This is a genomic window from Shewanella dokdonensis (assembly GCF_018394335.1).
Taxonomy (GTDB): domain Bacteria; phylum Pseudomonadota; class Gammaproteobacteria; order Enterobacterales; family Shewanellaceae; genus Shewanella; species Shewanella dokdonensis.
On sequence record NZ_CP074572.1, the window covers coordinates 2,919,992 to 2,938,039 of the forward strand.

At 48.4% G+C, this 18,048-nt stretch carries 22 protein-coding genes and 1 pseudogene; 9 read left to right on the forward strand and 14 right to left on the reverse strand.

Going from position 1 to position 18,048, the window contains the following annotated elements; genetic code table 11:
- Positions 1-263: 263 nt before the first annotated feature.
- The gene (locus KHX94_RS13980; protein WP_213681112.1) at positions 264-662 is read right to left on the reverse strand and encodes a VOC family protein; all 399 of its coding nucleotides are present in this window, start codon (positions 660-662) and stop codon (positions 264-266) included.
- A gap of 352 nt (positions 663-1,014) precedes the next feature.
- On the opposite strand from KHX94_RS13980, the gene KHX94_RS13985 reads away from it, so the two are divergent.
- Entirely contained in the window at positions 1,015-1,353 is a 339-nt protein-coding gene (locus KHX94_RS13985; RefSeq protein WP_213681113.1) for a zinc ribbon domain-containing protein YjdM, read from the forward strand.
- Between the two features lie 83 nt (positions 1,354-1,436).
- Here the strand turns inward: KHX94_RS13985 and KHX94_RS13990 are convergent, their stop codons facing one another.
- From KHX94_RS13990 to KHX94_RS14000, 3 genes are all read right to left on the reverse strand, one after another.
- The gene (locus KHX94_RS13990) at positions 1,437-2,294 is read right to left on the reverse strand and encodes a GGDEF domain-containing protein (protein WP_213681114.1); all 858 of its coding nucleotides are present in this window, start codon (positions 2,292-2,294) and stop codon (positions 1,437-1,439) included.
- A gap of 26 nt (positions 2,295-2,320) precedes the next feature.
- Positions 2,321-3,250 carry a cache domain-containing protein gene (locus tag KHX94_RS13995; protein WP_213681115.1) on the reverse strand — a complete coding sequence of 310 codons (930 nt, stop codon included), beginning with the start codon at positions 3,248-3,250 and terminating at the stop codon, positions 2,321-2,323.
- Positions 3,251-3,539: 289 nt separating this feature from the next.
- Entirely contained in the window at positions 3,540-3,734 is a 195-nt protein-coding gene (locus KHX94_RS14000) for a hypothetical protein (protein WP_213681116.1), read from the reverse strand.
- Positions 3,735-3,827: 93 nt separating this feature from the next.
- Between KHX94_RS14000 and KHX94_RS14005 the strand changes: the two genes are divergently transcribed.
- The gene (locus tag KHX94_RS14005) at positions 3,828-3,971 is read left to right on the forward strand and encodes a hypothetical protein (RefSeq protein ID WP_213681117.1); all 144 of its coding nucleotides are present in this window, start codon (positions 3,828-3,830) and stop codon (positions 3,969-3,971) included.
- A 4-nt stretch (positions 3,972-3,975) separates the two neighbouring features.
- Here KHX94_RS14005 and rsgA read toward each other — a convergent pair whose 3' ends face one another.
- Entirely contained in the window at positions 3,976-4,986 is a 1,011-nt protein-coding gene (gene rsgA, locus KHX94_RS14010) for a ribosome small subunit-dependent GTPase A (protein WP_213681118.1), read from the reverse strand.
- 471 nt (positions 4,987-5,457) lie between these two features.
- On the reverse strand, positions 5,458-6,312 hold the full coding sequence (locus tag KHX94_RS14015) for an alpha/beta fold hydrolase (RefSeq protein ID WP_213681119.1): 855 nt from the start codon (positions 6,310-6,312) through the stop codon (positions 5,458-5,460).
- 112 nt (positions 6,313-6,424) lie between these two features.
- Here KHX94_RS14015 and KHX94_RS14020 point away from each other — a divergent pair, with 112 nt between their 5' ends.
- Positions 6,425-7,009: a TetR/AcrR family transcriptional regulator gene (locus KHX94_RS14020; protein ID WP_213681120.1), complete on the forward strand. Its 585-nt coding sequence runs from the start codon at positions 6,425-6,427 to the stop codon at positions 7,007-7,009.
- Positions 7,010-7,273: 264 nt separating this feature from the next.
- Here KHX94_RS14020 and trxC read toward each other — a convergent pair whose 3' ends face one another.
- Complete coding sequence (trxC, locus tag KHX94_RS14025) at positions 7,274-7,714, reverse strand: thioredoxin TrxC (RefSeq protein ID WP_213681121.1); 441 nt, start codon at positions 7,712-7,714, stop codon at positions 7,274-7,276.
- A gap of 209 nt (positions 7,715-7,923) precedes the next feature.
- Between trxC and KHX94_RS14030 the strand changes: the two genes are divergently transcribed.
- On the forward strand, positions 7,924-8,406 hold the full coding sequence (locus KHX94_RS14030) for an Lrp/AsnC family transcriptional regulator (protein ID WP_342345767.1): 483 nt from the start codon (positions 7,924-7,926) through the stop codon (positions 8,404-8,406).
- Positions 8,407-8,408: 2 nt separating this feature from the next.
- On the opposite strand, the gene KHX94_RS20630 is transcribed toward KHX94_RS14030, so the two are convergent.
- Positions 8,409-8,930: an L-serine ammonia-lyase, iron-sulfur-dependent, subunit alpha gene (locus KHX94_RS20630; RefSeq protein WP_244859169.1), complete on the reverse strand. Its 522-nt coding sequence runs from the start codon at positions 8,928-8,930 to the stop codon at positions 8,409-8,411.
- Positions 8,915-9,694, reverse strand: a complete 780-nt coding sequence (locus KHX94_RS20635; RefSeq protein ID WP_244859170.1) for a hypothetical protein — start codon at positions 9,692-9,694, stop codon at positions 8,915-8,917. Before KHX94_RS20635 ends, KHX94_RS20630 begins: the two co-directional genes overlap by 16 nt.
- A gap of 505 nt (positions 9,695-10,199) precedes the next feature.
- Between KHX94_RS20635 and KHX94_RS21180 the strand changes: the two genes are divergently transcribed.
- From KHX94_RS21180 to KHX94_RS14050, 3 genes and pseudogenes are all read left to right on the forward strand, one after another.
- Complete coding sequence (locus tag KHX94_RS21180; RefSeq protein ID WP_280529572.1) at positions 10,200-10,325, forward strand: hypothetical protein; 126 nt, start codon at positions 10,200-10,202, stop codon at positions 10,323-10,325.
- Between the two features lie 182 nt (positions 10,326-10,507).
- Positions 10,508-11,634: pseudogene (locus KHX94_RS14045) on the forward strand (double-cubane-cluster-containing anaerobic reductase).
- A gap of 11 nt (positions 11,635-11,645) precedes the next feature.
- The gene (locus KHX94_RS14050) at positions 11,646-12,401 is read left to right on the forward strand and encodes an acyl-CoA dehydratase activase (protein WP_213681123.1); all 756 of its coding nucleotides are present in this window, start codon (positions 11,646-11,648) and stop codon (positions 12,399-12,401) included.
- Positions 12,402-12,441: 40 nt separating this feature from the next.
- Here KHX94_RS14050 and KHX94_RS14055 read toward each other — a convergent pair whose 3' ends face one another.
- From KHX94_RS14055 to KHX94_RS14060, 3 genes are read right to left on the reverse strand one after another with little or no spacing between them, the layout of a single operon-like run.
- Positions 12,442-13,242, reverse strand: a complete 801-nt coding sequence (locus KHX94_RS14055; RefSeq protein WP_244859171.1) for a ketopantoate reductase family protein — start codon at positions 13,240-13,242, stop codon at positions 12,442-12,444.
- Positions 13,239-13,367: a 2-dehydropantoate 2-reductase N-terminal domain-containing protein gene (locus KHX94_RS21185; protein ID WP_280529573.1), complete on the reverse strand. Its 129-nt coding sequence runs from the start codon at positions 13,365-13,367 to the stop codon at positions 13,239-13,241. Before KHX94_RS21185 ends, KHX94_RS14055 begins: the two co-directional genes overlap by 4 nt.
- 52 nt (positions 13,368-13,419) lie before the next feature.
- Positions 13,420-15,444, reverse strand: coding sequence for a methyl-accepting chemotaxis protein (locus KHX94_RS14060; protein ID WP_213681124.1), 2,025 nt, complete (start codon positions 15,442-15,444; stop codon positions 13,420-13,422).
- A gap of 268 nt (positions 15,445-15,712) precedes the next feature.
- Here KHX94_RS14060 and KHX94_RS14065 point away from each other — a divergent pair, with 268 nt between their 5' ends.
- Positions 15,713-15,952, forward strand: coding sequence for a DUF3624 domain-containing protein (locus KHX94_RS14065; RefSeq protein WP_213683452.1), 240 nt, complete (start codon positions 15,713-15,715; stop codon positions 15,950-15,952).
- Positions 15,953-15,998: 46 nt separating this feature from the next.
- Here the strand turns inward: KHX94_RS14065 and KHX94_RS21530 are convergent, their stop codons facing one another.
- Both KHX94_RS21530 and KHX94_RS21535 read right to left on the reverse strand, forming a co-directional pair.
- Positions 15,999-16,469, reverse strand: coding sequence for an AraC family transcriptional regulator (locus KHX94_RS21530; RefSeq protein WP_342345768.1), 471 nt, complete (start codon positions 16,467-16,469; stop codon positions 15,999-16,001).
- Complete coding sequence (locus tag KHX94_RS21535; RefSeq protein ID WP_342345769.1) at positions 16,466-16,864, reverse strand: helix-turn-helix domain-containing protein; 399 nt, start codon at positions 16,862-16,864, stop codon at positions 16,466-16,468. The genes KHX94_RS21530 and KHX94_RS21535 overlap by 4 nt, the downstream gene beginning before the upstream one ends.
- Before the next feature lie 267 nt (positions 16,865-17,131).
- Here KHX94_RS21535 and KHX94_RS14075 point away from each other — a divergent pair, with 267 nt between their 5' ends.
- Positions 17,132-18,010: a prohibitin family protein gene (locus tag KHX94_RS14075; RefSeq protein ID WP_213681125.1), complete on the forward strand. Its 879-nt coding sequence runs from the start codon at positions 17,132-17,134 to the stop codon at positions 18,008-18,010.
- Positions 18,011-18,048: the final 38 nt, after the last annotated feature.

Genomic DNA, 18,048 nt, shown 5'->3' on the forward strand with positions numbered 1-18,048 from the left:
AAAATATCCAGTTAAGCGAGGAGGGAAGAATAGCGACTATTCTGGCCGATAAACAAGGTTTTCGAGGTGCGATTCTCGTTTTTAGTGGCCCATGTTGAGTTTATCACTACAGGTGTTAATGAGTGGTTATCACGACATTGACTAGCGTTGTTACTGCCGTTGATATGTTGAAAACTAGCCGAGTGAGAATGGCTACTGGGCTGGTGCGCAATAAAGAGGTCGAAATCTACGACCTCTGGGGTTCGGCAATGACAGGCGCTAGCTCAAGCTAGCCACTCACGGTTTTGCAGCACTACTCGATAACCATCTATATCTTCAAAGGTTTTGCCTACAACATCCCAGTAGTCATTGTAGGAGGGGACAACAACAAATCCTGCTTGCTCCATTTGTTTACAGCACTGACTCCACTCATCATGTTCCGGTAAATAGAAAACCAGCAAATTGTCTTGAGTCGGGGCCTTCCCAACAGTTGTCCCTTTGTGATGAGTAAATTCCAGATGATAATTATGGTTCTCATGACCGATGATAGAGCCATCAAAACCATTGTGGCCTTCGAAAGCACCAAGTAATTTGAATCCCAGGCCGTTGATATACATTTCAGTAATTTTTGCCAGGTTATCGGTTGGGCGGGCAACTCTGAGTTTGGTAGATTTAGGGATCATTAGTTTCTCCGAACTATCTATTTTTACTGAAACCAGAGCATGACAAAATTAAACCTTAGTGCCAACACCTAGGCTTGTTTGAACGGTTAACTTGTCTGATGTTGAGTAAGTTCGTTAAGTGAGGTAATCACTGTCTTTTCATCACACTAATATCGGTAAACTTGCTCCGTAATCTGTCATTTATTTGTATTAAATCGTACTTATCCATTGTTTTTTGTAAATCATCCACACATTTTGTAAAATGCGGCCTTAACTATATGACTCCAAAAATAAAAAACTGCAATGGTAGCCATTTTAGCAGTCGCTTGGTGTCTATTTTTTGTTAGCTACCAAAGACATAGAGAACTGATTGATGAGTGATTTACCCAATTGTCCAAGTTGTAACTCCAACTATACCTATGAAGACGGCAGCACCTTGGTGTGCCCAGAATGTGGCCATGAATGGATAGCCGGCGAAGTCGTTGAAGCAGACGATGGACTTGTGGTTAAGGATGCCAATGGTGCTCTGTTAAGTGATGGCGATGCGGTCACCGTGATTAAGGATCTGAAAGTGAAGGGCAGCTCATTGGTGGTTAAAGTGGGCACTAAAGTGAAAAACATCCGTTTGGTGGATGGCGACCATAATATCGATTGCAAAATTGATGGCATTGGGGCAATGCAGCTTAAATCTGAGTTTGTGAAAAAAGCCTAAGAGTTGTGAATATTGTCAAACAACAAGGGTATTGATAGCGGCTCAACGTTATAGAGTGCTGTTATCACGGCAAGCGCTGTTACTTATATGCTGGCGGCGCTTGGCGGTTGTACCTGATTCCTGCCGTTGGCTTTAGCCATATACAGCTGTTTATCTGCCTGTTGTACTAACTCTGCTACTTGCTGGTTGTGTTGCGGATAGAGGCTGGCGTAGCCAAGACTCAACGAAATCACCCAAGGGGCCATGTCTTCTCGCGGAATCGCTGTGGCAAACAGGCTTTGGCGTAGGTGTTCAGCAGCTTTTCCTGCTTGAATTAAGTCAGTATTTGGCAGGATCAGTGCAAACTCTTCCCCACCATACCGAGCCAGTAAATCACTGCCTTGGCGGACATGCGTTTGCAAGTGCTGGGCTACTGTTTTCAGGGCTTTATCACCCGCCTGATGGCCATAATAATCGTTAAACGATTTGAAATGGTCGATATCACAGATAATGACGGTTAACGGCGTGTTTGTGGTGATCGCCTGTTGCCAGGCTGATTGCAGCCGTTTATCAAATGCCCGGCGGTTGGCAATGCCTGTTAAGGCATCTTGTTCCGACAATGTGGTCAGCCGTTGGTTGGCCTTTTGCAACTCCAGCGTACGATGATGAACTTGTTGTTCCAGCGTATGAATTGAGTCTAATTGTGCTTTGGCAAGCGTTGCCATACTGTGTGACAGATGAGCGACTTCCACACATTGATGATGATTTTCAACCTGTTGAGCCAACTGCTCTAATGAATTATTACTGGCATTTTTCGCCATTTTTTCAATCGGTCTGGCTATTTCCTTCGCCAACTTGGCACCAATAAAAATCAGCAGCAGTAATAACAATAGGGTGATGAGTAAGGTATCCCAAACTTGGGCAATAATTGGGGCGGCAATCTCCTGCGTTGGCAGTATCACTATCAGTTGCCAACTTTGTTGTTCGCTCAGGGGATTTGCTTGGTTTGCAATAAGTAAGCGGCGCCAGCAGCCCGGAATGGCGCTTGGTTCAGATTATCTGGCGGTGTAGTGGGCAGATCTCGTAACCAGGTTAAGGGATGATTTTTTAAGGTATAACGATTGCCGTCAGCAGCGCTCACTGGAATATGCTGAGTGTTGGAAGACGCAATTAACTTACCACTGTGCTGCTCCACTAAAAATGCCACACCACCATAGCCAATGTTGAGTTGGGTCATAAAGTGACTGAGCCGGTTTAGTGCAATATCTGCAGCCACTACCGCAATCATGTTTCCTTGTGGATCGAATACCGCTTTTGACAAGCTAATGCCGTATATCTGGCTTTCTACGTAACGATAAACTTCGCCCCAGCAGGGCTGTTGTGGTTGCTGTAAAGCGCACTGCATAAAAGGGCGTTGCCGCGGATCGTAGGCAATTTTTATCTGTTCAATCGCTTTGCCGGGATGATCGCTACCGTCTGGCAGATAGCCAATAAGGTGATGTTGTTGATTGAACGCATTGCTCGCAATTTCAATCTGCTCAGGGTTGTTGGGCGGGCGCGCCGCAGCAATATAACGCCCATCCGGAAAGGCCATACTGACAAAGCTTAACTGCTGGTTTTGCCTTAACTGTGCAAGTAACCAGGGAGTATTTTGTGCCAGTTGTGTAGACGAAAGATTGCCGTTTAACAGTTGGTTCGCATTGGTTTCGGTGATGTCAGGCATCACTTTGGTCAGATGTTGCACATATTGACTGATGCGGTGTGCTAGTTCATGGGCAAAATTCTGCCCCATAGCGCGGGCGAGTGCTTGGCTGTTCTCATAAGAAATAAAAGAAAAGACCACCGCCGCGACAAAGAACAAAAAGGAAAAAGGCAATATTATGACTAAGCGCAGAGGATAAGTGCGCGCAAACTGCATAAGACATTACCTTTTCATTGCGTGATGGGCGTTAGGGTTTCCCTGTGGCTGCCGCGCTCGGATTTTCACAGGACTGAGAAGGATAAACACTCTCAAGTAAGCATGCAATTAATGAAACCGTTTTGTAACATTTTAACATGCTGTTTTGAGGTGGAGAGTAAGCGCCGCTGATAAGCAACAAGCAATTTATCCTTACCACACTTGCAATAGGATAAACCACATTGTTGCTTGCTGCTGTGAGACAGCGGCCATTAACGTTGGTTACGGAATAAAATCATTGTGCCAACTATTACTTTGACGTGGCGCTGTCCATGAGCCGGCGATTTTCATCTACCAGTTTTTTATGCTGGGTTCTTAACTCGACATAATCGGCATTACCGGGTTCGGCCAGATGCTCCTCTTCTAGCAGCTGAATGCGGTTAGCAATAGTTTTGATCTGGGCACTATTGGCATCAATTTTAAGTTGTATCTCTGTGGCGAGCATAAAAACCTCCTTTCATCCTCGTTATCTCGCGCTTTAAGCATAGCCAATTTTGTGTATGGATAACGCTTTGCTACTTAATGATAATAATTTCATATGGATATGTTTTATACCGCAGCTAACAGCCTGATTCAGAAAGGTCGAGTAACGACTCGGTTGAAGGATGAAGAGCTTGTTCAGTTAGCCGTCACTGGAACCGTAGATGATACCGCCCCAGCAGACGCTGCCGGGACGGCATGACAGGTTAATAACCTTTTTTCAATTTACGCGATGCCGCGCTAAGCGTTTTTACCATGCGGCCAAACTGTCGATCCTGAGCATGCAGTTGTTGCAACGACGCACTATTTCGCGCCTGCTCAGCAAGCAGTTTCTGATAGTTGCTCAATCGTCTCGGTTCCAGCGCTCCCGAGCTAATGGCCTGTTGAATGGCACAGCCAGGTTCACTTTGATGCTGACAGTCGCTAAAACGGCACTGTTGCGCCAGTTGTTCGATATCGGCAAATGTCCGTCTGACGCCTGTTTCACATTCAGCCAGTTGTAACTCGCGCATCCCAGGTGTGTCGATAAGCACGGCGCCACTTGGCAGAAAGTGCATGGTTCTCGCTGTGGTGGTGTGACGGCCCTTGCTGTCATCTTCGCGGATGGCCGCAGTTTTCTGGATATCGTGCCCCAACAGGCTATTGACCAAGGTGGATTTACCAACACCAGATGAACCTAATAATGACAGGGTTTGCCCTGTGCCACACCAACTCAGTAACGCGGCACAGTTGTCTTGATCAAGCGCATTGACGGATGCTACCGCTAAGAATGGGTCGAGTGCCTGTACCGCCTGGCATTTCTCCGCCGCAGCGGCACATAAATCCGCTTTGGTTAATACCACTACCGGCGTGACGGCTGCCTCATGTGCCAATGCTAGATAGCGTTCAATTCTGCTCAGATTAAAATCTTGGTTGAGCGAGCAGACAATGAATAAGGTATCGACATTAGCGGCAATTAGCTGCTCGGTGACTTTCGTGCCAGCTGCTTTGCGCTTGAACAGTGATTTACGCTCCAGCAGACGTACAAAATGCTGTTGCTGATCAAGCAGTAACCAGTCTCCTAGTGTCATTTCTGGCAATGCCGGATTAGCGTGGAGCGTCAACGTGCCTTGTATTGTGTGTAACAGATAGCCATTTCTGTGGTGACCACAGACTCTGGCAATGTTTGTGTATTCCAGTTCTTCTAGGTTGAGCTGTTGTTGAAAAAAGCTTGCCATCCCAGTCGGTTAATTGAAATTGCTGAACTCATATGCATTCCTTACGCACATCATAATGATGAGCGCACATCAGCGAATGTTGCGGGAACTATAAGCTAGCGGTTGTTGAATAACCGCAATAAGACAGGTTGTTGTTCCCGGTTGAGAATACACCGGGCAAATGGGGCAAGCAGCAGGATAATACTAAACGATATCTACTCGGACACCTTTGCCGGGTGGGTCAGTAATACAATCATCAATATCTCCTTTCAGTGCCAAAATTAACGAGTCAAAGCATAGCAGAAGTAAGATCCCGCGGGTATAGGCGCGATCACACTCTTCGTGAGCAGCCCATTTGGGTGTTACTGTTCAGTTGGTTTTGCTGGCGTGGTCAGTCGTAACAGGCGATTTCGCTGGTAGCGGTAACTAAACCTAGCAAGGTGACTAAGTGGCTGGTACAGCTGGCCTTTTAGTCACCTCGTTGCGGATAAACTAGCGCTGGAAAAATTTGCTGAGCAGCTCGGTAGCCGCTTCAAGCTGTTCCTCAACAATCCAGTGCCCACAGCGTTCCATCACCACGGTTTGTACATTTTCAGCCACTTGTTCCATGACTCGCCCCACTTCAGTGCCCGTAGAGAATTTACCGCCGATGGCCAAGACCGGCATCCGTAGCTTGGTTTTGGCTAACTCTTGGTTATGCTGAGCATCGAGATCCATCGCGCGATAGTAACCAAAACCTCCCTGAAGCGCGCCTGGTGCAGCCATGATTTGGCTGTAGATTGCAATATCACTCTCACTAATAGCACTTGGATCGTACGCCAATTCTTTCATGGCATAGCTGAAGAAAATATGTTCCCGGCCAGTGATAAGCGCCTCGGCAACACCAGACGCGCGGAAAAAGCCAAAATGCCACAATTTAGGAAAGGCCGCATTGTCCCATAACATTTCCAGCCCAAGACCCGGCAAGCTGGCCTCCATTACCACCAGTTGCTCCACTTCGTCTGGATAGTTTGCTGCGTAGGCATAAGCCACCATCATGCCGATGTCATGACCAACAATACGTACTTTTTCAAACCCCAACTGGTGTACCAGCTCGTTAATATCCTTGGCCATGGTACATTTATCATAACCGTAGCCGGGTTTATCGGAATTACCGGCACCGCGCATATCGGGCGCGATAACAGTGTAATGGGATGCCAGTAACGGCATCAATTTGTGCCAAGCGTGACTACTTTGGGGAAAACCATGGATAAGCACCACTACAGGGCCTGCACCACAAATGGCGTAGCGTAGTCTGATACCATTCACATACGCGCTATGATGGGTGATCGTGGTTTGTTGATTCATATGTTATTTTCCTTTTCAATTACGGGTGTTTGCTATTGGTATTTATTATATAGTGATCATTACATAATCACTATATAATCAGATTAGATTGAAAGATCAAAGGATTTATGTGATGAAAAATACTCACCAGCCAGAAAAGTCAGTTGCGGCGGGGGCTGTTAGGGGAAGACCGCGCTTGTTTGATCGAGAGGCGGCGTTGGATCAGGCGATGCGACTGTTTTGGCGCAAAGGGTTTTCTGCGACATCACTGAGTGATCTGACGTCCTCAATGGGCATCTCTCCGCCCAGTCTTTATGCCGCTTTCGGTTCAAAAGAAACGCTTTATGCTGAGGCGTTAGCGCACTATCGGCAAAGTTTTGGCAACAAACTATGGGCTGGATTTGATGAGGCCGCAACGGCCCGTGAGGCGATTACCGCGTATCTTATGAATGCCGTTAGGCTCTTTGGTGGTGCGGCAGCGGCGGATTATCCCGCCGGATGTATGTTGGCCTTGTCAGCGGTTGGCGAAGAAGGTAATGCAATCCTCGGTAAGATAGTGCGGGATGCTCGGGCGCAGACCTTACAACATTTGGACGAGCGATTAGCACGTGCGGTATCAGAAGGTGAGTTACCTGCCGCAAAAGCAACAGGGCTAGCACGCTTTATCCTGGCGGTTCAGGGGGATATCACTACAGGCGCGAGATGGAGCCAATCGTGACGAACTGGAAAGCATTGTCCGGCAGGCATTATGCGCTTGGGATGGTGATGGCATCTAAACCATTCCAACCCCCATATTGCGGCTTAGGCATAAATGTCAGTTCGCGCTATACCGTGAGGGGATGACGGGAAATGTTTGCCCGCATGAATGAATATATGAAGCATGCGGGCGACTGCGTCGTTTTGCCTATGTTTGGCTGCAAGCGTGGTGTTTGCTGCCAAACACTTGCCTCCTGCAACACTTCTCGTTATTGCTCGAGGTTCGTTATAAATACTGCTGTAGCCATTGTTTGAATTGACCTTTGGGCAAGGCGCCAGAAATTCGGGCAATTTCCCGGCCATGATGATACACCGCCAAGGTTGGGATCGAGCGGATCTGCAACCGGGAGGCCGTCAGCTGATTATCTTGAGTATCCAGTTTGGCGAACGTCGCCTGTGATGTCATTTCGGCAGCAACTTCACTGAATATCGGCGCAAATTGGCGGCATGGCGCACACCAAGGTGCCCAAAAATCGACGACGAGCGGCAGCTCGTTTTTATCAATAAAACGCTGGAAGTTACTGTCATTCACCATAACCGGATGACCATTGAGCAGCGCATCGTGGCATTTGCCACACAAAGGCTGCTGATTAAGTCTGTCGGTAGGTATACGGTTGATTACGCCACAATGTGGGCATACCAGTTGTACTGTGCCTGTCTGCGTCATCTGTCTGCTCCCGAAACGCTGCCAATCATGCTGTTACTTATATGAGATTTGTTGCATGTATTTTCAAGTGGTGGTGCTTAAAGAAAATGGCTAAGAGTTATATCTTTTGTCGATAAGCAAATAACAGAGAAAATTACACTCTAGAAATGTGAGTGATAAAAATAACGTTATAGATTGCCGCTGATAAATGAAATTCTTATGATGCAGCAATGTGTACTGCGTTGGCCGACAAGATGGAACTGGATAAAACCGACAAAACCTTGCTACAGATGCTGCAACAGGATGCCACTATCTCGTTGAACGTGCTAGCTGAAGCCGTCAATCTGACGACGACCCCTTGCTGGAAACGCTTGAAGCGCTTGGAAGATGCGGGCGTTATCAATAAACGTGTGGTGTTGCTGCATCCGGAAAAAATCGGCTTAGAGCTGACCGCCTTTGTGATGGTGAAAATTAACGATCATTCCCATGAATGGTATGTCCGCTTCGTCAATGCGGTCGCCGAATTTCCGGAGGTCATGGAGTTCTATCGTATGGCGGGCGAATACGATTACATGATGAAAGTGCAGGTGGCGGATATGAAGAGCTTTGACGAGTTTTATAAAAAACTCGTCAACAGTGTTGCGGGCATTTCGAAAGTCACCTCGACTTTTGCCATGGAATCGTTGAAATACACCACAGCGTTACCGTTATAAGGTTACAGCGCTTTTTGCACCATGATGTCGAGGATCTGCTGGTCGGTGTGGCTCATAGCGCCGTTAGCTAAAGCAGACAGATTACGAATGGAGCTGTCTACATCATCGGCCACTATCCCTTCCTGGCCGGTGACATGAATATTATCAATCGCCATCAGGCTCGACTTGACCGCAGCTCCCGCAGAGGATGACACCTTCATAGCACAGGCATTTTTAGCACCATCACAAATCACCCCGGCCACATCCCCAATCATGCTGCTGACGGCGTAGCTTATCTGCTGATAATCACCACCAAGCAGATAGGTGATCCCGGCTGCCGAGCCCATGGCGGCAGTGGTTACCGTACACAAGGCTGACAACTTGTGTTGCTGGTGTTTGATGTAAATTGCCAGCAGATGCGACAACATTAATGCCCGTAACAACTGTTCGTGAGAAGACTTCAGATACTCCGCTGCGACTACCACCGGCATAGTGGCGGCAATGCCCTGATTGCCAGAGCCTGAGTTGCTCATGGCGGGCAACATGGCTCCCCCATACGGGCATCCGATGCTGCGGCTGAACGGCTGATCACATCGGTCAGCAAACCGCCACTGATAAGCCCTCGGGCGACATGGCGTTGCAAGGTCGCGCCCACTTGTAAACCGTAGTCAGCGCTGAGTCCTTCTTGGGACAGGGCCTCATTAAGCTGTTTGGCCTGTTCGATAAATGCCAATCGGGCAACGGGCACTTCGGTAATAAATTGATAGATGTCCTGCACGGTTGTGTGCGATGGCAGTTTGGCTATAGGGTTCCCGGCTACGGCTGGTTGCTGCATGAAGGTTGTGACGCCATTTTCTTCCACCGCCACCACGTTAGTGTGTTCATCGGCAATCGTCACCTGTACCCAACGCTGCTGGGCAAACACGGCCACTTTGGCTAACAGTACCCGCTGGGTGTCGGCTACGGTAACTTTTACCTTGCCGGTTTCTAACAACTGTTTAGCTGTGGTGACTTTGGCATCGTTGAGGCTATGGAACACTTCCAGGCCCGCAGTCGCATCACCACCAATGGCTCCCACGGCCGCGGCAATTGCCAGACCTGTCATGCCGGTGCCAGGTACTTTGACACCCATGCCATTTTTCATCAGGTTCGGTGACACTTCGACTTGAATCGATTCCGGTAATGCCTGCAATTTACTACGGGCAATGGCGGCTGCCAGTCCTACCGCAACCGGCTCGGTACACCCCAAGGCCGGGATCACTTCAGCCTTAACCGTATTGATAAACAGCTCCCACAAATCAGTGCGCATCCACTATGACCTCATAAAATCAACTGCTATCAAGATAGCGGGAACGCTGGAGAATAACCTTGCTATTTATTAGGGATAATGGCGATGCGATAGAAAATATTTTCAATTTGTAAGTGATATTTGAAATATTTATGCTGTTATCTGTCCTTCTGTGGGCTCACGTTATTTTTACAAGCGTTAGTGATAGCCCCTGTCGGACAGCATATCGCTGCGGTGAGTGTTATCGGACAAAACCTTTATCTATATCAATTATCCCATCACGGTAACTGCGTAGACTGGTGCAGCTTCTGTGACAGAAGTTTTGTGTCTGTGAGAACTCGTTCTTCTTTTGCACTGGCACTTTTGTTATCCGTGTTGATAACAGCATGGCATCTCTGTCCTATTTAATTCAGTGGCAGCATGCGTCAGTAAAACAGCAAAAGCAGAACATGCCGGACCAAGCTGATGGCAAACCAACGGTTAACCGATGGTGCTAGGGTATTGGTCTGAGTATTTTGCAAGCCTCATGGTGATTTCCCATATCCGCAAGTTTTCCATTCCGTTAATCCGCTTTTGCCAGGCGTACGCCGATGATTTTGCAGTCATGCGGCTGGGCGCTGCCAACGCTAAGGTTGGTGTCGCGCCACGGTAATTAATGGATGAAAACAATAACTGGAGTGTGTCATGAGCGAAAACTATCAACAGATGTGGACTGAACTTGGCCTCGACCTCAAGGCACATGACGCCTTGTTGGGGGTATTGTCTGAAGCCTACCAGAATATCTTTATGGCTCAGGATCAGCGTCCACAGGCCATGAGTTACTTTGATTTTGTGATGAGTGAAGTTCATGGGCTGCGTATCAAGGAACTCTTGGATGAGAAAGCGGCTGGGCGCAAGATCATTGGCTCCTATTGTGTGTTTGTGCCAGAAGAGATTGCGCTGGCTGCTAACGCCACCTTGATTGGCTTGTGTACTGGTGCTGATTTCGCAACGGAAGAAGTAGAGAAATACTTGCCGCGTAATACCTGCGCGCTGATTAAATCGGCCTTTGGTTTTAAACTCGGCCGGGTGTGCCCATACCTGGAAACCACCGACATGGTCGTTGGGGAAAACACCTGTGATGGAAAAAGAAAGCTTATGAATCATTCAGCGAGATTATCAATAATCTGTATGTAATGGATTTGCCGCAGGTGAAGTCGGCTAACGGCAAGGCATTGCTCAAAGCCGAATATGTACGCTTTAAGGCAGCGGTGGAACAACTGACCGGTGTGAGTGTTACAGTGGACTCACTGAAAGCCGCCATCAAGTTAGTGAATGCCAAACGGGCCGCCATGTTGCGCTTATACCAACTGCGGGCAGCCGATCCGGCGCCGATCTCTGGTCTTGATGCCTTACTGGCAAATCAGGTGTTTTTCTACGATAACCCTGAACGTTTCACGGCATCGGTGAACAAGATCTGTGACGAGCTGGAACAGCGTATCAAGGACAACACTGGTGCCTTTCCGGCAAAAATGCCACGGATTTTGGTCTCTGGCTGCCCACAGGCAATGCCTAATTGGAAACTGCCCGCCATCATTGAAACTTCTGGTGCGGTGATTGTCGGTGAAGAATCCTGCGTGGGCGAACGCGGGGTGCGCAATCTGGTGGATGAATCTGGCACAACCCTTGATGAAATGCTAGACGCCATTGTTGAGCGCTATTTCAAAGTGGACTGCGCCATCTTCACGCCTAACTGTGACCGTTTGCAACATATTGAACAGATGGCAAAAGACTACCATGCTGACGGCGTTATCCACTACGGTTTACAGTTCTGTACGCCCTATCTGATGGAGTCCATACCAGTGCAGAAAGCGTTGGAGCAAAAGCATATTCCCTGTCTGCGCATTGAAACCGATTACAGTATGGAGGACATGGGCCAGTTAAAAACCCGCGTTGAAGCCTTTATCGAACAGCTGAAATAACGGAGGCTGCCGTGAGTGGTTTTGCCGGAATTGATATTGGTTCGCGTTCGATAGAACTGGTGCTGGTGGACGCCAACGGTGAGGTCTTGCAACAGTTGCAGGCCGATACCGGGTTTGACCCTATGGCCGAGGCTAAACGCATGTTGGCGCAGTTGTCGTATCAGCAGATTATGGCGACGGGTTACGGGCGTAATCTGTTTGAGATCTCGTTTGACGCGACAACAGTGACTGAAATAAAAGCTCATGCGCGTGGGGCCAGGGCCTGTTTCCCGACGGCGGAAACGGTACTGGATATTGGCGGGCAGGACAGTAAGGCAATAGCCCTGTTTGCCAACGGTCGGGTGAAAAAGTTTGAAATGAATGATCGCTGTGCGGCGGGGACGGGGAAATTCCTGGAGATTATGGCAAAAGCACTGGGGTTCAGTTTAGCGGAGTTCAGTGCACAAGCTCTGGCGGCCACCAGTGATATCAATATTTCCAGCATGTGTACTGTGTTTGCTGAGTCGGAAGTCACCTCGTTAATTGGCCGTGGACAAGACCGTCAGGCCATTGCTAGAGGTTTGCACCAGAGCGTGATTCGACGGGTGAAAACCATGCTCAATCGGGTTTCAAACGATGGCGATATTGTGTTCACTGGCGGTGTTGCTAACAATGCTTGCATGGTGCATTTCCTTTCGGAAACGCTGCAACGTCAAGTATTGGTGCCGCCTCAGCCACAGTTTATTGGCGCTTATGGCGCAGCATTGTTGGCGGCTGGGCTCGATTAAGTGCTATTAGCGGCGGCCTCTGGTTGAGGCCGCTGGCTTGTTAGTGCGAGGCAGGCCCCATCGCCCAAGGTAACAGTTGCTCCACGATATGTTGATTAGCTGGCACTGCTAATCCCAGCTGTTTTGCCATATCCACCACCGCGCCACTGAGCCACGGCAATTCTAGGCGTTTGCCACGTTGCAGATCTGTTTTCATGGAAGATGGCATATCAGCGGGTAGGGTATCGGTAAATTGTAAGAGTTGTTCAGCAAAATCAGGGCGAACCGAGATACCTTTGGCTTGTGCCACATCGGCGACTTCCTGCATAGCGTCCCGGAATAATTGCCTTTTAGCCGGGTCACTGCGGATCGGACCGATGTTACTGCGAAACAGCGTAGTCGTGCCGGAAAATCCCACCAGAAATATAAATTTTTCCCAGATCCGCAGGGCGATATCGTCACTGAAGTCGGTTTCAATGCCCGCTTTTTGGCAACTTTGCTGGAAGGCTTCACAACGTGCAGATGTTGGCTGACCATATTCGCCAAATGCCAGTTTTTGCAGTTTGCCACCGTGATGGATCACTCCGGGCTCGGCGATGGCGGCCGCGATATAGCTAACGCCACCAATGATATTTTGTTGCGGCAGGTAGCGTTGCAATATGTCATCTTTCTGCACCCCGTTTTGTAACGAAAGTACAGCGGTATCCCCTGTTATCAGGGGTTGTAGCTGCGCTGCCACATCAGCCGTATCCCACAATTTGACCGCTACAATGTAGAGATCTGCGGCCGCCGCTTTGGCCGGATGATCGACAGCATTAACCTCAGGTAACCAGACATTGCCCAATGGGCTGTTAATTTTCAATCCATGTTGTTGCATTGCTTGCAGGTGTGCACCTCTGGCAACAAAGGTGACGTCTTCGCTGCTGCCGCTAGCTTGCCGCCAAAGTAACCACCAACACCGCCAGCACCAATCACTGTGATTTTCATAACTGTCCCTTTTTTATTCCCCAAGTCGTCCATGGTACACATTATGGCAATATTATACTCGGAAACTTTCTACCTGCTTGCTAAGTTGTTGATAAAGCTCTGAAAGATGATTCGATTGCTGCTGCACTTGTGCTGACATAGTGCGAACACTGTCGGTTTGTTCTTTCAGTGACACCAGATTTTGGTTGATATGGTTGGCTACGGTGAACTGTTCTTCTGTGGCCTGTGCTGTTTGCTCAGCCATGCCTTGAACCTCGTCAAAAGAGGATTTTAATGTGTTGAAAATGCGGATCACCGCGCTGAAGTTTTCAACCGTGTTGTCAGCATTGCCACGGCTGTTATGAATGGTATGCGACGATTGCTGGACACTGCGCCGCAGGCGTTCAATCATGCTTTCAATCTCGTCGGTACTGGCTTGGGTTCGGGTGGCGAGTACCCGAACTTCGTCAGAAACGACCGCAAAGCCGCGCCCCTGTTCTCCCGCTCTGGCTGCTTCAATCGCGGCATTGAGAGCTAACAAATTGGTTTGCTCGGCAATCTTGCGGATCACTTCCAGCACTGAGGCAATGGCATCGGAACTCTGTTCCAGTTCGGCAGCACTGCGCTGAGCGGTTTCAATATCGGTGACCAGTGCTTCAATCGCATTGTTCGCCTGGCTGACCACGTTAATACCGTCATTTGTCAGTTGGCTGGAGTTATCGGATTCAGCGGCAGTGCCTTTGGCAAGTTCTGCCATCTGCTGGTTTGACATGCTCATTTCACTGCTAGCACTGACGATAGAGTCGGAAGCATTTACCAGCGCCGAGGTGATATTGCCCGCCTGATCTGCCACCTGATTCAAGAGTTGTGTGGTATTCCCCAGTGCCGCAGATTGCGTTTGAATATTGAGAATAATGTTCCGCAGGTGTTCGACAAACCCATCAAACTCTTTGGCCAAATCACCCAGTTCATCTTTGGCGGTGGAGTTGATCCTTTGGGTCAAATCGCCATCACCATCGGCAATTTCCCGGATCCGCAGCGTCATGTTATTAACCTGTTGGGTCAGGCGTAGCGGGACAAAATAGCCAAACAGCAAGGCAATAATGAAGGCAATACCAATAATTACCATGGCAAGTTTCTGATAATTGTCGATGGTATGCTTCACATCTTCTTTGGCGGTTCTAGCATGTTGGCGTATCGCTTCACCCGCCTCATCTAGTACTTGGCGGATATCGGCAAAACTTACATCAGCCTCCCGCTGTTCATTGCTCAGTTGTTGCTGCTGGTGATGGGTGGTTTTGAGCAACTGGCGGCAATTGTTCAACCAGTTATCCAGCAAAGTGTCGAATTTTTCATACGGTGCTACTAACTGCGGTTCGCGGATAAGGTAACTGCGATAATTGTGAAAACGTTGCAGGACTTGCGCGGCATTTTCTTCAAAATCTTGGGTATTTTCGTTGGCAGAACCGGTGCCATTAAGCAGCTTTAGCAGCGCTAGCCGGGCTTGATAGGCATCGCGATCGGCATTGAGTACCTCTGAAATGGCTTCCACATAGAGATTGAGATCCTGCTGCTGTTGCACTTGGGCATCGCGCGTGTGCTGTCTGAGCGCATCCCCGGCATCACTGAGCATGACCCTGATAGCCTGAAACTGTTGTTCCAGTTGCTGCAAACCATTGTTTTGTTCTATTTGTAACTGGCTGGATTGTAATAGGGTTTTACTGGCACTCAGCCATTTGTCATAAAGGGCATCAAAGCGTTGGAACGGTTGAAAGACCTCTGGTTCATCAGCCAAATATTCGCGGAATTTATTAAAACGATCATGTACTTGCTGTGCATTTTCGTTAAAGTCATTGAGGTTGTCTTCAGCTTTGCCTTCGCCGTGCAGCAATTTTTCTCTGGCAATACGCGCCTGATACAGATCCCGGTCGGCATTGAGTACCACAGACACTGCTTCGAAATAGTGCTCAGCTTGTTTGCGGATTGCCTCGTTCTGTAGCTTGGTCATCAACAGCATAAAACTGAAGAGTCCCACCAGAATCACTGCCAGAAACGCAATCGGCAGAATTACTTTAAATCTGATTGAATGAATTCGCATCTTGGCCTACTTGATATCCATATCCAGGTTAAACGTCATTTTGCAGTCTAGGAAAAATTCTCCGATCCTGCCAAGTTATCCACTTTTAAGTTGGCGTTTTGTGAGGCTTTTTGGTAACAAACTGGCCATCAGCCGTCATCTGGTAACCGCTAAAAGTTGTGAGCACACTAGCGGTGTTGTTGCAGATAATTGTGCTGGTGATTAACAGATTTATGGCTTGTCAGCGGGTAATATGTTGCAAGATTGGCTTGGCAACGGATATCCCAATATGGCATGTGAAGAATGCTTCGGCACCATTTTTAGACGTAAGCTTGGGCGCTATAAGGCCTGTATGTGGCAGCTCGCCGGGTTGTCAGCTACTTGCTGGCCCTTATGGTACTGGCTGTATCACACAACTCCGCGTACGGTTAATTCCATTGCATTGCTGTTTTTCTGTTGTGCTTTTTCTGGGTTATTACTGCTGCATTTGTTGGTGTTAACTTATCGTCACTTGCGCGCTAGAAAATGAAACGCGGCTGGTGATTGTCAGAGGGGCTCGCGGCCCCTCCGGTATATTACTTAATGGGCAAATAGACATCGGTCAATAACTCGCGTTCATCCACATCATGGATGAAGTTTATCCAGTGGAAGAAACAAGGGTAATCCCGTAACTCCTCACCACTGTTCGGGAGCCATTCTCGATACAGCTGATAGACAGTATCCCTGATATTGTCATGGCTGCCATAATGCCGTGCTACCGCGCAGCGACCACCTGGAATCGTGCCTGCTATAACACCAAACGGGTTGCTTGGTATGGCGGTTTGACTGATGGTGCCACAGATATCCAATCGGAATGCTTCTGGGGCAACAGTATCGGGGTCACTGTAGGGAATGCCAAAGGTTTCACTGCTTTCAATGGGAGACAAGCCAGTCTGTTTACGCCAGGCAATAAACTTGGCGGCACTGTCCAGTACCTGTTGCGGTGCGCCACAGTGTTGCACATACGCGATCTGCTTCGTGGGAAAATCCACAATTTTTACGTTCAAAATAATTTCCTCTCTAGGGATGGACGGTAACTGCAACACGCTATGCCAGTGTTGCCAGTTAGGTTGGTTCCTGAATTGGGAGGAGTCTGTACAAAACAGTTTTTAAACGCCCGCGTGAAGGCTTCACTACTACTGAAACCTGCTTCCAACGCAATATCGATGATCTTGTGTTGTTCAAACGCCAATCTAAAAGACGCCCGGCGCAGTTTAGCTAACTGGATGTAGCGGGTGGTACTCAAGCCCATAAACGCCATAAATACCCGATGAAAGTGAAACCTGGAACAGGCGGCAACATCGCTCAGCTGTTCGGCGTCCAGCGCATCATCCAGATGCTGTTGGATATACTCACATACCCGCAGAATGCTTTGCTGATGTCGTTCACTGAGTGCTTTCATGGTCTTTCCCTTTGCAGAAACTGCGCTAAGTTTGCCAGCAGTTGCCGAGCGGTTCTTGATTGAGACTGCGCACTTGCGTAAGCGGCGCTTAGGGCAGCGCACCATAGTGCTGAAAAAGTGAAACAGGCAGCGCAAAGTTAACCGGGTTGTGGTTAAATAGTTAATTCATTTCATATGGTTAACATTTATGTTGGCTGAATATGCTAAAGCATTCAATCTAATAATCGGCGCAGGGACTAAGCCTTGCGAGAGAAAAAGGAAGCTGTAATGGCGATTCAATATAATACTCCTGCAAGTTTTAGTGTGGCCAAGCTGGTGCCATTATTGGTGATTATTCTGCTGGTTATCACCGCGTTTGGCAGTTGGTTTACCGTCGACCAAGGGGAGCGCGGAGTACACTTGCGTAATGGTAAAGTGATCGGCACTGCCGAGCCGGGCATGGGGTTTAAGCTGCCTCTGTTTGATAAGATAGTTAAAATTTCCACTCAGACCCATACCGTCAGTTATCCCAAGTTACAGGCCTATAGCCGTGATCAGCAACCCGCAACCATTCGGGTGTCTGTCACTTTCCGCGTGCCGGAAGATAAAGTGACACAAGTGTATGCTGATTTTAAAAGTATCGACGGTATGGTCGATAGGCTCGTTGACCGTCAAGTGCCAACACAGATTGAGAATATCTTTGGGCAATACACGGCTATTTCTGCGGTACAAGAGCGCGTAAAATTTGTTATGGATGTTAACCAAGCACTGAAAAATTCGGTGCATGGCCCGATAGATATCACGTCAGTACAAGTTGAAAATATTGATTTTTCATCTGCTTACGAAAAGTCAGTTGAAGATCGTATGCGTGCTGAAGTGGAAGTTCAGACTCAGAAACAAAATCTGGAAAAAGAACGGGTAAGTGCTCAGATTGCCGTCACCAAAGCCCAGGCGGAAGCTGATTCACAACTGGCACGGGCAAAAGCTGAAGCCGAAGCCATTCGTATTAAGGGTGAGGCAGAAGCGTCTGCCATCAAGAGCCGTGCCGATGCGCTGGCAAAAAATAAAGATCTGATCGAACTGACAAAAGCGGAAAATTGGGACGGCAAATTGCCAAGCACCATGTTGCCTAACAGCACTCTGCCATTTTTTGAAACGAACAAGTAACGCTAGCTGTAGCAGAGGCAACGGCGATTGTCTCTGCT